The 12,766-nt window shown below is 49.1% G+C and carries 10 protein-coding genes; 3 read left to right on the top strand and 7 right to left on the bottom strand.

Annotation, left to right across the window (positions count from 1 at the left end):
- Nucleotides 1–125: 125 nt before the first annotated feature.
- Nucleotides 126–896 carry a class I SAM-dependent methyltransferase gene (locus AB3Y96_RS11455; RefSeq protein ID WP_072310382.1) on the bottom strand — a complete coding sequence of 257 codons (771 nt, stop codon included), beginning with the start codon at nucleotides 894–896 and terminating at the stop codon, nucleotides 126–128.
- A 425-nt stretch (nucleotides 897–1,321) separates the two neighbouring features.
- On the opposite strand from AB3Y96_RS11455, the gene AB3Y96_RS11450 reads away from it, so the two are divergent.
- Nucleotides 1,322–2,194, top strand: coding sequence for a serine protease (locus tag AB3Y96_RS11450; protein ID WP_072310381.1), 873 nt, complete (start codon nucleotides 1,322–1,324; stop codon nucleotides 2,192–2,194).
- Here the strand turns inward: AB3Y96_RS11450 and hrpA are convergent.
- On the bottom strand, nucleotides 2,172–6,059 hold the full coding sequence (gene hrpA, locus AB3Y96_RS11445; RefSeq protein ID WP_367299240.1) for an ATP-dependent RNA helicase HrpA: 3,888 nt from the start codon (nucleotides 6,057–6,059) through the stop codon (nucleotides 2,172–2,174). The two genes, AB3Y96_RS11450 and hrpA, sit on opposite strands and share 23 nt — an antisense overlap.
- 354 nt (nucleotides 6,060–6,413) lie before the next feature.
- Between hrpA and AB3Y96_RS11440 the strand changes: the two genes are divergently transcribed.
- Nucleotides 6,414–7,019, top strand: a complete 606-nt coding sequence (locus AB3Y96_RS11440; RefSeq protein ID WP_072310379.1) for an FMN-dependent NADH-azoreductase — start codon at nucleotides 6,414–6,416, stop codon at nucleotides 7,017–7,019.
- Between the two features lie 136 nt (nucleotides 7,020–7,155).
- Here the strand turns inward: AB3Y96_RS11440 and AB3Y96_RS11435 are convergent, their stop codons facing one another.
- Genes AB3Y96_RS11435 through AB3Y96_RS11425 form a run of 3 tightly spaced genes read right to left on the bottom strand, consistent with a single transcriptional unit; the run spans nucleotide 7,156 to nucleotide 10,298 of the window.
- On the bottom strand, nucleotides 7,156–7,482 hold the full coding sequence (locus AB3Y96_RS11435; protein ID WP_025801326.1) for a YdbL family protein: 327 nt from the start codon (nucleotides 7,480–7,482) through the stop codon (nucleotides 7,156–7,158).
- Nucleotides 7,483–7,492: 10 nt separating this feature from the next.
- Nucleotides 7,493–7,687 carry a YnbE family lipoprotein gene (locus tag AB3Y96_RS11430; protein ID WP_025801325.1) on the bottom strand — a complete coding sequence of 65 codons (195 nt, stop codon included), beginning with the start codon at nucleotides 7,685–7,687 and terminating at the stop codon, nucleotides 7,493–7,495.
- Nucleotides 7,674–10,298, bottom strand: coding sequence for a YdbH family protein (locus AB3Y96_RS11425; RefSeq protein ID WP_367299239.1), 2,625 nt, complete (start codon nucleotides 10,296–10,298; stop codon nucleotides 7,674–7,676). The genes AB3Y96_RS11430 and AB3Y96_RS11425 overlap by 14 nt, the downstream gene beginning before the upstream one ends.
- A gap of 225 nt (nucleotides 10,299–10,523) precedes the next feature.
- Here AB3Y96_RS11425 and AB3Y96_RS11420 point away from each other — a divergent pair, with 225 nt between their 5' ends.
- The gene (locus AB3Y96_RS11420; protein WP_367299238.1) at nucleotides 10,524–11,516 is read left to right on the top strand and encodes a 2-hydroxyacid dehydrogenase; all 993 of its coding nucleotides are present in this window, start codon (nucleotides 10,524–10,526) and stop codon (nucleotides 11,514–11,516) included.
- Between the two features lie 111 nt (nucleotides 11,517–11,627).
- Here the strand turns inward: AB3Y96_RS11420 and AB3Y96_RS11415 are convergent, their stop codons facing one another.
- Both AB3Y96_RS11415 and AB3Y96_RS11410 read right to left on the bottom strand, forming a co-directional pair.
- Nucleotides 11,628–11,849: a glycogen synthesis protein gene (locus tag AB3Y96_RS11415; protein ID WP_072310376.1), complete on the bottom strand. Its 222-nt coding sequence runs from the start codon at nucleotides 11,847–11,849 to the stop codon at nucleotides 11,628–11,630.
- A gap of 107 nt (nucleotides 11,850–11,956) precedes the next feature.
- On the bottom strand, nucleotides 11,957–12,496 hold the full coding sequence (locus tag AB3Y96_RS11410) for a GNAT family N-acetyltransferase (RefSeq protein WP_367299237.1): 540 nt from the start codon (nucleotides 12,494–12,496) through the stop codon (nucleotides 11,957–11,959).
- Nucleotides 12,497–12,766 lie beyond the last annotated feature (270 nt).

Genomic DNA, 12,766 nt, shown 5'->3' with positions numbered 1-12,766 from the left:
GTGTTTTCATATTCTGCTTTATTCAATAGCTGCACTGAAGTCTCATGGTATTTAAATAACGCATACAATGTATGTTGTAACTAAATTGATGTGCAATTAAACCGGAGACTTGCTCCGGCTGGGGTTTATGCTTTAATCGCTTCGAACATCATGATATCGCTGGTAAACGAGCCATCGGGCTGTACTTCAAAGTGTTGTTTCACCTCTTCTGATGCACTTTCCTGTACCATCCGAATGGCCGTAACCAGTGGTTCAGGCGTGCGCATGCGGCTAATCCAACTGCCAAACTCGAGGTGCAAACGGTCAGACGTTACGGTTTGGATTTGTAGCCCAGCTTCGGTGAAAAATGTTAACCACTCCCCCGGCGTATAGTCACGCACGTGCGACGTATCGCGCAGTATTTCTACCGTTTGCAGATGAACATCTAAAAGAGGATGACCAGGCGAAACAACATCCATAAAGATCGCCCTTCCCCCTGGTTTTAGTACGCGCTTCACCTCGCGCAGTGCCTTACTAACGTCATACCAGTGATGCGCCGAGTAGCGGCTAATAACCACATCAAAGGATTCATTCTCGAACGGCAGCGATTCAGCAACGCCCTGCGCGGTACTCAGGTTAGTCAGCCCTTTATCACTTGCCGCCTGTTTTACCACCGCGAGCATTTTTTCGGAGAGATCGTAAGCCACAACGTCGTTAACCAGAGCCGCCACCGCAAAACTTGCATGGCCGGCCCCACAACCGAGATCGAGCACGCTAGCAAACTCGTCACCATCGAGTAAATGAGCGAGACGTTTCAAATCGTTGCCCTGAGCATGTACCGCACTGCTGAGATAAGCGTTCGCCTGTTCGGCAAATTGACGATCGACGGCATTATGGTGACTTTGCTTATTGGTCATGCACTCTCCGGCTATTCACTTGTATAGAAGATGTTTTTTTCACTATAGTTAGGCATCTAGAGCGATTCAATAGCGAGCTATTGAAATATTTTCATCCTGAGTACAAAGCGTTACATGCCGAAACCAATCACTCACAGCCTTTATAGCCGCTATCCTCTAAGATAAATCATCTATTGAATTTGAGAATAATTCAGCCGTACGCGCCATTACAATAATAGGTTTCAGCGGCCGTGAAGGGTTCGGAGATGGCATATGTTTCGACGCTATGGTTTTGAACTTCTTCTAATATCGCTGATCCTGTGCGGAATTATCACTGCATACTTCTATTTGTAGCGGGCCGTGCATGAAAAAAACTGAATTTCACATCTGCTTCGCAAATATTTCTCGCCGTAATCAATCATTTGGTTAAACTACTGGGTAAATGGATGACTGCAATTAGGTTCCGCTCTATGCGATTACTACGTACTGTTACGTTATGCGTTCCGGTTTTATATTGTGCCATTACCGCCCAGCCTGCTGTCGCTGATGATGAGGTTTTAACACCCGCGCAGCAAATTCAACTCTTTTATGGCAAAGATAACCGCGTCAAAATTACCAATGTGACCCACTCCCCTTGGGATGCTATAGGGCAAATCGAAACCGAGAGCGGGAATTTATGCACCGCCACGCTGATTACGTCACGTCTGGTTTTGACTGCGGGACATTGCTTATTAGCGCCGCCAGGAAAAGTTGATCCAGCGATTGCGCTGCGTTTCTCTTCTCACAATCAAAAATGGCGCTACGAAATTACCCAGTTGCGCACGCTGGTTGATCCTAAATTAGGTAAACGGCTTAAAGCCGACGGCGAAGGATGGATTGTTCCCTCTTCTGCTGCTCAGCAAGATTATGGTTTAGTTGAAATCGAAAGCGACCAGTTACCGGCGATTGAACCGTTACCATTATGGCAAGGCACCAGCAAACAGCTCACGGCGGCGTTGAAAACCAACAAGCGCTTAGTGACGCAGGCCGGATATCCGCAGGATCATCTGGATGATTTATATAGCCATGAGAACTGCTTGGTGACGGGCTGGGCGCAAACAGGCGTGCTGAGCCATCAGTGTGATACGCTGCCTGGCGACAGCGGTTCTCCGCTGCTGATGTCAACGGATACAGGTTGGCGACTGATAGCGATTCAAAGCTCGGCGCCTGCCGCTGAGAATCGTGATTTGGCTGACAATCGAGCAGTGGCCGTCACCGCTTTCAGTGACGGCCTAAAACGCCTGATGCAGCAAAACGCTAAGCCAGAATCTGATCGATAGCCTGCATAATGCGCTTTTCTGAAATTGGGTACGGTGTACCCAATTGCTGCGCAAAATAGCTCACCCGTAGTTCTTCAATCATCCAGCGAATCTCTTTCACTTCGGGCTCGTTGGCTCGCTGCGTCGGTAGCTTGTTGAGCATCTGCTTCCATGCCTGCTGCACCTGCTCCACTTTCAACATTTGCGCACGATCCCGATGTGGGTCAATGGCCAGTTTCTCTAAGCGTCGTTCAATCGCATGCAGATAGCGCTCTACATCAGGTAAACGCGCCGCCCCTGTCGCAGTGACAAAGCCACGATAGATGAGGTTGCCCACCTGATTTTTAATATCAGACAGCGCCAACGCCAGCGATATATCAACTCGCCCCTTCAGGCGTTTATTGATGCCGTTCGCCGTTGTCAGGATTTGCTCGACCTGCCGCGCAATAGAAACCACTTCATCGTTGAGTTCCGCACGTACCTGCTCATGAAGTTGGGTAAACCCTTCTTCACTCCATGCAGGCCCGCCATGTTTGGCAATCAACGAGTCAATTCCGCAGGCGATACAGTCATCAATCAAGTCTAAAACTTTGCCATAAGGGTTAAAGTACAGTCCTAGCTTGGCTTTATTCGGCAGTTTTTCATGCAAATACTTAATTGGAGAAGGAATATTCAGCAGTAATAAGCGGCGTGAACCCTGCCACATTGCCTGCTGTTGCTCCTGCTCGGTTTCAAAAAGACGAATAGCGACGCTGTCTTTTTCATCCACCAACGCGGGGAACGCCTTCATGGCGTAACCGCCACGCTTTTGCTCATAGCTCTGTGGAAGAGAACCAAAACTCCATACGTGCAAGCCTTGTTGCTCGAGGCCATCGTCCGCGACCTCCGACAGCGTCTGCTGTACTTGCCCTTTAAGCTCGGTTTTCAACGCCTCCAGCGATTTACCTTCCGCTAACGTTTTCTTTTTGTCATCAATAACGCGGAACGTCATACGCAGATGATCGGGAACCTGATCGAGCTGCCACTCTTCACGTGACACTGTCACACCGGTCATGCGGCGCAGTTCTCGTTCCATCGACTCTAGCAACGGCATTTCAAGCGGTGTCGCCCTGCCCAAGAAGGCTTCTGCATAGTTCGGCGCTGGCACGAAATTACGGCGGATCGGTTTTGGCAATGATTTAATCAGCGCAATAATCAGCTCACGGCGAATACCCGGAATTTGCCAATCAAAACCAGACTCTTCAATTTGGTTCAGGATCGCCAGCGGAATATGTACCGTGACCCCATCAGCGTCAGTGCCGGGCTCAAACTGATAGGAAAGGCGCAGTTTGAATGAACCTTGATGCCAAAAATTAGGATAATCAAGCGCGCTGACGCCTTGCGCACCGTCCTTAATCAGCATCGATTTTTCAAAATTAAGCAGTTCAGGCTCTTCGCGGCTGGCTTTTTTCCACCAGCTATCAAAATGACGAGCAGAAACCACATCATGGCCAATGCGTTGGTCGTAGAAACTAAACAATGTCTCGTCGTCGACTAAAATGTCGCGTCGACGTGACTTGTGTTCAAGCTCTTCAACCTCTGAGCGCAGGCGCTGATTCGCTAGGAAGAAGGCATGGCGCGTTTGCCAATCACCTTCCACCAGCGCATGACGAATGAACAGTTCACGGCTGATCTGCGGGTCGATACTGCCATAGTTCACCTTACGCGCCGCCACAATTGGCAGGCCATATAGCGTGACTTTTTCCGTTGCCATCACCGCACCTTGGGCTTTCTCCCAATGCGGTTCGCTATAGCTTTTCTTGATCAGATGCTGTGCTAACGGTTCGATCCATTCAGGATCGATACGTGCCGCGATACGCCCCCACAAACGGGAGGTTTCCACCAGCTCTGCCACCATGGTCCATTTTGGTGGTTTCTTGAATAATGCCGAGCCAGGGAAAATCGCGAATCGGGCATTACGCGCCCCGGTGAACTCCTGTTTATCCGCATCTTTTTGTCCGATGTGCGAGAGTAAACCGCTGAGCAACGAACAATGAATGCCGCGAAAATCACCCGGTACCGAGTTAATCGGTATACGCAGCTCTTTAACAACTTGCCGGAGTTGGGTGTAAATATCCTGCCATTCACGCACGCGCAGATAGTTAAGGTAGTCGGTTTTACACTGGCGACGGAATTGGTTCGCAGAGAGCTCTTTTTGTTGCTCTTTCAGGTGATCCCATAGATTCACCAGCGACATAAAATCACTCTCTTTGTCAGCAAAGCGACGATGTTTTTCATCAGAAGCCTGCTTCTTCTCACTTGGGCGCTCACGCGGATCTTGAATCGACAGCCCAGCGGTGATGATCATCACTTCTCGTACCGCGCCATGCTTCTGTGATTCCAGCACCATACGCGCTAAGCGGGGATCGATAGGCAACTGAGCCAGTTGGCGACCCATTGGCGTCAGCTGCTGGTGCCCCTGTTCTGAGGTGGTTACCGCGCCAAGCTCTTCCAGCAGACGTACGCCGTCAAGAATATTGCGTTTATCTGGCGCTTCCACAAACGGGAAGGCCGCGATATCGCCGAGTCCCAGCGACGTCATTTGCAGAATAACCGAAGCTAGGTTGGTGCGAAGAATTTCTGGATCGGTAAATTCTGGCCGTGAAAGGAAATCTTGTTCGCTGTAGAGCCGAATACAGATACCTTCAGAAACACGTCCACAGCGGCCTTTTCGCTGATTGGCCGAGGCTTGAGAAATAGGTTCAATCGGCAAGCGCTGAACCTTGGTTCTAAAACTGTATCGGCTAATACGCGCCGTTCCCGGATCGATAACATATTTTATCCCAGGAACGGTTAGCGACGTTTCCGCCACGTTGGTAGCCAGCACGATGCGTCGCCCGTGATGGCTTTGGAAGACGCGGTTTTGTTCACTGGCAGACAAGCGCGCATATAACGGCAAAATCTCGGTATGCGGCAGATTTAGCTTGGTCAGTGCATCAGCCGTATCGCGAATTTCACGTTCACCGCTCATAAAGATCAGAATGTCACCGGGGCTCTCACGTCCCAGCTCATCCACGGCATCAAAAATGGCCTGAAGCTGGTCACGGTCGACATCATCGGCATCATCAACCACCGGACGATAACGCACCTCTACCGGATAGGTTCGGCCTGAAACTTCAATAATCGGCGCGTTGTTAAAATGACGAGAGAAACGCTGGGGATCAATCGTCGCCGATGTAATGATCACTTTCAGATCGGGACGTTTAGGCAACAGCTGACGTAGATAGCCGAGAATGAAATCGATATTCAGGCTGCGTTCATGCGCCTCATCGATAATCAGCGTGTCATATTGCATCAGCATGCGGTCTTGCTGAATTTCAGCCAGCAAAATACCGTCTGTCATCAGCTTAACCAGCGTGGTATCACTCACCTGATCGTTAAAACGAACTTTATAACCAACGGCACCGCCGAGCGAGGTATCCAGCTCATGGGCGATACGATCGCCGACCGAGCGTGCAGCCAGACGACGCGGCTGGGTATGGCCAATCAGCCCTTTAATTCCGCGCCCTAATTCCAAGCAAATTTTCGGTAGCTGGGTGGTTTTCCCCGAACCGGTTTCACCCGCCACGATGACCACTTGGTGGTCGCGGATAGCCGCCAGAATGTCATCTTTTTTCTGGCTAACCGGTAAACTTTCTGGGTAAGTAATTTTAGGACAGGCAGCACGGCGCGCTTCAACGCGTTGCATGGCGTTGGCAAGATCGATAGCCAAGGTATCGGCAATCGCCTGTTGGCTTTCGGTTTTTTTGACCTTTTTGGCGCCCTGTATGCGGAGCATCAGACGCTGTTTATCGCGCAGCATCAGTTCATCAAGCTGCGAGGCGATGGCGCTTAGCGGGGATGTCACAATCAATATTCCTTGAAACGGATGGCGAACAACAGGTGAAAATGTAAAACCATCGTTATTTGTTGTTTTTAATAACGTCATTCTAATGACGGATTCTGTCTGTAATTGTACCACAGGCCTGCGTTTGTCAGCAGCCTGAGGCAAGCATTCTCTCGTCACCGCATACGTCCCCTATTTATGTGAATGTTAGCCTCGCATAAATACATTCAATAAAACTGAACAAAGGGCTCGAATTATTGCGCTATCACTGGTGGGATTTTATGAATAAAGTGTCTTCTATGCGATGGACACAACGTCCTGATATCAACAAATAGTCTGAAATAGCCTAAGAGATTAGGTCACAAGGAAATCACCATGAGCAACGTATTGGTTCTTAAATCTAGCATTCTGGCAAACTACTCTCAGTCTAACGTTCTGGCTGATTACTTTGTTGACCAATGGCGTCAGCAGCACAGCGATGACAACATTCAGGTGCGTGACCTTGCCGCAGACCCAATTCCGGTGCTGGATGGTGAATTAGTCGGTGCGCTGCGCCCTTCAGACGCGCCATTGACGCCACGTCAGCAGGATGCGTTGGAATTATCCAATACGCTGATTGAAGAGCTGCAAGCATCAGACGTCATCGTGATTGCAGCGCCAATGTATAACTTCAACATTTCCACTCAGTTGAAAAACTACTTTGACCTAGTAGCGCGTGCCGGTGTGACCTTCCGCTACACCGAAGCAGGTCCAGAAGGCTTGCTGAAAGGCAAAAAAGTGTATGTTCTGACCAGCCGTGGCGGTATCCACAAAGATACCAATACCGATTTGGTCACCCCTTACCTGCGCGTGTTCTTAGGCTTTATTGGTTTAACCGACGTTGAATTCGTGTTTGAAGAAGGGATCGCTTACGGTCCAGATATGGCAACCAAAGCGCAGCAAGATGCTAAGGCACTGATTAATCAGCTGGCCACAGCTTAAGTATTATCTGTATTGCTTATCCTCTGATGCCTGTGTCTGGATAACGTCGTAAGCAAGAAACAAAAAACGCGCTCTGTTTAAGCAGAAGCGCGTTTTTTTGTGGTTTTTTTTGTGGTTATTGTTTCTATCGCTAAAACTAGGGTTTTCTCAGCCACTGTCCGTTGATACCACGCACATATTCACCAGAAGCGGCGCGTTCCACCAGCTTTTGCCCTGCCATTTTTGCGACGTCTTCACGGCTAATATGGTTATTGTTTGCCACTTCCTGATATTTCTCGGCGCGCCCGGTATTGATTTGTTGCACCAGCGCCAACGTTTCCTTGTCTTGTTTAATAGCCACAATGTAGCCACTCAAGGTTTCACCCACGCGGCCTTGCTGTTTGGCTTGATCGAGGGTGAGCGCAAAAACGGCGCTGCTAAACAGTAAACCGGCACCCAATAGAGCGATTAACGACTTTCTCATCGGATTCTCCTTAGAACAGCCCCGATTGGGTTTTTAATAAATTCTCGACGTCTTTATCCACTTTGATATGAATTTCGTGTTCAATTTTGACGTTCATATTGATGGTAATCGGCTCTTTTGGCGCGGCTACCTCAATGCGGGGAATGCATCCCGTCAATGGTACACAGACTGCCGTTGCCAGTAGCCAAACCTTAAGGTTGCTCATGCTCACTCCTCGCAGGGGTTGAGAGGCTTTGCTCCAACCACTCCTGTAAATTATCGCCAAAACGTAAACTCCGCCAAAGCTCGAAAATATTTTCTTCATGATGATAGTTAAGCACGACCTCACGGTGTGCGCTTTGCTGAGGATTCACACCACGGATCGTCGCCGCCATGGTGAGCACCCCTAAATTACTTAAATTCACTTCGGCTCGCGAACGGCTTATCTCCATATAACGCAGCCACTCAATCGCCGCCCCCGCAGCCATGTTGTTGGCAGCCATTGCATCAGCCATATCAGGGTCGAGACGCAGCGTCAGCATAGACGCGTTGTCAATCCAGCCGTTACGAATGAGCCATTGAGAATCTTTCAGATATAACGGCAGTTCACCGTCTACCCAGCCCGACATCGCAAACTGCTTTGGTTTTAGCGCGGTAAACAGCACGCTGAGATCGATATCTTTCAGTCTCAAGACCGTTGATGCCGGTTGCGGGAGACGCAGTGCATCAAAGCCAATATGGCCTTTCAGCATATCGACACCGACGTTTGACAGCACCAACGGGGCGCGATCGCTATAGGGATAGTAGCCCTGTAGGTCAGCCGAAATATTACTCATCTCAAACAGGTTAGACAGGTGTTTAATCCGCAGGCTAATCGGCTGCTTAGCACCTAACTGCCACACATCATTTTTCAGACGATAGGCCATGATGAAATCTAAGCCACTCATCTCCCCATCTTTCAGCCACATACCGGCGTTTTTCACCACCATGTGCCCGCCCGCTTCGAAGCCCTGTTCTCGCGCTGCCGAGAATGCGGCCTGTGCATAAAAATCACCGTCACGCAGCGTGATATTCAGATCAGGCGATAGCAGCGGTTGGAATACTGCCGTAGGTTGTTTTGCCCACCAGGCTTCGCCGCGCAGTCGTTCCCCGTCCCAGCGGCCGTTTAGCTTGATGGGGCCAATACGTTCGGCGTGAAGATCGCCTTTTAATAAGAACTGATCCGGTGCAGTTCCCGCAGCAGCAAGGTTTAAAATGGCATGCGGGAGATAACCGCCGTTTTCCAACTCCACCTTATTGGTATCAAGAATAAAAGCACCGGTAAATTTCGGCTGTTTTTCATCCCTAACCCAAACGATCGGCTGGCCGATGGTTAAACGCGGTTTGACCACCGTCATCATGCCATAGTGGATTTTATCAAATCCGGTCGAAAGCTGATTAAGGCGGATAGTATCCCCTAGCCATTCACCACGGCCACCCACATCCCATTTCGCCGCCAGCGGGGGTAAATCACCGTTACCCCAATATTGCCACTGCCACTGTCCTTTATCAGGCAAGAATTGCTGCGCCTGGCCATCGAGGTGCAATTTGAAATTACCCCAGTAGCTGTCTTTTACTTTCATGATGGCCTGTAAACGACCGGTAACACCTTCCGCGTTGAGCTTAATGCCTGCCAGCGGCCAACGCGCTTCTTGCAGCGTAGTTTGATCGTCTAAACGCCCCCATGCCCGCAGTAGCGATCCACTATCTAGCGTCAGCAACGGATTTAGCACGCTGCCGGTTAGTAGACCGGGGATCGAGGCCGTTAAAGACAGGTTTTGACTGTTAACAAGACCGGTCACGCGGAATGCCATACTGCTATCGATCACGCTAAGCTTGCCTGGGCCGAGATTGACAACCACGTTACCCTTCCCGTGGTTGCCCTGCGTGAGCACGTTCATCCGCGCTTCAATCTGTGTTTGCTGGTAATTTTTATCCCAGTTGGTCAGGGTGAGATCGATACCGCCCTGCAACGGTTGCTGCGCATAAGGCCAACGCCACTGACCTTGATTAACGTGGATTTCATGGCGGCTCACCGTCCACGGCAAATCGGCCAACGGCGTTTTATCACCCTTAGCAACAATCTTCAAATTGCCTTGTTTGTTCTTCCATTCAGAAATCAACAGCAGAGGCTGGTCAACAAACGGCGTTTTGAGCTGGGCCTGCATGTTGCCGCTGCGCGGTAGTGAAGCTACATCCAGCGGTATTTGCAACTCACCATCCAACTCTATTGGCTGATCTGTTTGAGGAACCTTTAGCGATAGTTTTTTAACCGTGAGTTTTTGTGTGTCATCGAGACGTGCATCAAGGCTAAGGCGGTCGCTACGGTAGCGTACCGTCTGCCCATCGGCGTTATTGACCACGCTGATGGCTCCGGCATAGTCCTGCCATGGGCTCACGATGAGATGGTTTATCGCCACGTCAAACAGCGGTAAAGAGCGCTGAATTTTATCCAGCTCAAGCGGTGCAGAGGGAGTATCAGATGAAGGGAGCTTTTCCAAACACTGGGTATTTACGTCAAGCGTGTCTGCCAGCATTTGCCAGCGACCTTGCTGATAGCGTAAGCGTGCCGCAGACAGATCGCCCAAACGACAATCCTCCGCCAGATAGCTCAGCCCCGGCAGATGCAATGCACCGTTCGACCAATACGGACGAGCGCTAAACTCAACGCGCGTTCCGGCAGGAAGCCACTGTTTAATTACCCACGGCAGCCAATGCGCCACCGTTAACCAGAGAAACGTTAATGCCAATAATATGGCGATCAGCGCTGCAAATAACCTTTTGAGCCACTTGACCATAATTCGCCTTGCTTTTTAATAATCTGCCGCAACATATCATAATAATGGATACATCTGAACGAATCGGGCAAAATCCTAGATAAATCTAGTCGTTGTGTTGAATTTTAGTTCAGCGAAAGTGCACGTTTAGGCCATCAGCTTATTTGTCATACTAAATGTCGTTCGCTTTGTCTGTTTTGTTCATTTTTGCTATCATGATCACACTTTTCTGGTGGAGAAACCCCTATGAAGCTCGCGATTTACAGTACTAAACAGTATGACCGCAAATATCTTGAACTAGTAAATAAAGAATTCGGTTTCGAGCTGGAGTTTTTTGACTTTCTGTTAAGCCCTAAAACGGCAAAAGTGGCACAGGGCTGCGAAGCCGTGTGTATTTTTGTCAACGACGATGCGAGCCGCGAAGTGCTGACCGAACTGGCTGCGCTAGGCGTTAAAATTATCGCGCTGCGCTGCGCTGGCTTTAATAACGTTGATCTTGGCGCAGCCAAAGAGCTTGGCTTAGAGGTGGTACGCGTACCGGCCTATTCACCGGAAGCGGTCGCAGAACACGCCGTCGGGTTGATGATGAGCCTTAACCGCCGCATTCATCGCGCCTATCAACGTACCCGCGACGCCAACTTCTCGCTGGAAGGATTGATTGGCTTTAATATGCATAACCGCACCGCGGGCGTGATTGGCACCGGTAAAATCGGCGTGGCTACCATGCGTATCCTGAAAGGCTTCGGCATGAAACTGCTGGCCTATGACCCATACCCAAACCCACAGGCGTTAGAATTAGGCGCAGAGTATGTGGATTTGAAAACGCTGTATGAGAAATCTGACGTTATCACCCTGCACTGCCCGTTAACGCCAGAAAACCATCATCTTTTGGATGCGTCTGCGTTTAGCCAGATGAAAAACGGTGTGATGATCATCAACACCAGTCGCGGCGGCCTGATCGATTCAGATGCGGCGATTGAGGCGTTGAAGCAGCAGAAAATTGGTTCGCTGGGAATGGACGTTTATGAAAACGAACGCGATCTGTTCTTTGAAGATAAATCTAATGACGTGATTCAAGATGACGTATTCCGTCGCCTGTCGGCCTGTCACAACGTGTTGTTTACCGGCCATCAGGCCTTCTTGACCGAAGAGGCGCTGACCAGTATTTCTGAAACCACGCTGAATAACATTCGCACGCTGGCCAACGGTGAGCACTGTGAAAATCAGATCACCGCATAGGTTTTGATTGCCGCGCTACCAAAACAAAACCCCAGTGCAAACTGGGGTTTTCTGTTTAAGGTTGTCTATTGAAAGCTTCGCACTAACAGTGCGATAAAACCCTCGTCGAATTTAGGCGATATGCTCCACCAGCAGTGCCTGACGATAATGAGCTAAACGCTGATTAAACAGCTCTCGCTGCTTGGTCGACATGTTGCCACACACTTTGCTGGCATCCATCTCACGTCCTTGAGACTCCATTAATGCAATGCTGCTGGCTAAAAAATCCATATTATTTTCGCCAAAATTGTTTCCATCACTCGTTGAAACACGCTGTGCGGTAGTCTTTACCATCTGGCACACTCCTCTTTCTGATTATGAAAAAAGGCTAATATGCTGCGTTGACTTAGTATCCCCCACTCAGGCGCTAGAGACTGAACACTGCGTGCTTGTTTGTTAATCTAGACCGTGCGGGAGATCACATTATTGCGCTCCATGATATAAATCATGTTGCCGTGATAACCCGTCTCTTTACGTAACGTGAAACCACATTTTTCAGCTAAGCGAACCGAACGAACATTTTCTTCATCGATGATGCAACACACCGGCGTTTTTAGCACTTCATCCGCCCAAGCAAGAACGCATTTTGCAGCTTCTAACGCGTAACCTTTGCCATGAAAAGAAGGAATAAACGTCCATCCCATTTCGGGATAGCGTAGGCTAGGTTCAATTTCACGATGATTTTCAGCGAGGCCAATATTGCCGATGTATTGCTGTGTGCTCTTATCAAAAACGGCCCAGTAGCCATAATTGAAAAGTGCCCAGTTACCTGTATAGCGTAACAGACGCTGCCAAACTTGCTCGGGAGTTTGTGGCGAACCACCAATAAATTTCACAATTTCAGGATCTGACCACATGGCGCAAAGGTCGGGAAAATCCTCTAGCCGGTGGGTCCGTAAAACCAGTCGATCGGTCATTAAGACCGGCGTATCCAGCACCATAACATCCTCTGTATGTTTATCTTTCAATATCTTATTTATGGGATATTTTCTTTTTTTACTTCTGATGATTTATAAACCGAAAGAAACGTGGCAGGCAAACAAAAAACCTATCACCAAAGCGCTTTTGTGAAGTCAAAGAAAAAACTTCTTTTAGTCAGTGATGTATCACACGGGGAAACGATGAGTTAAGAGATACTTACTTTTAAATTAGTATGATTTTTCCTCCTTGGGGTATTGATATAAAACAACGAACCAAAAAAAAATTCTGCC

It is taken from the genome of Hafnia alvei (assembly GCF_964063325.1).
In the GTDB taxonomy this organism is placed as follows: Bacteria; Pseudomonadota; Gammaproteobacteria; order Enterobacterales; family Enterobacteriaceae; genus Hafnia; species Hafnia alvei_B.
The sequence above is the reverse complement of the archived record's forward strand: the minus strand, read 5'-3'. Positions and strand labels throughout refer to the sequence as shown.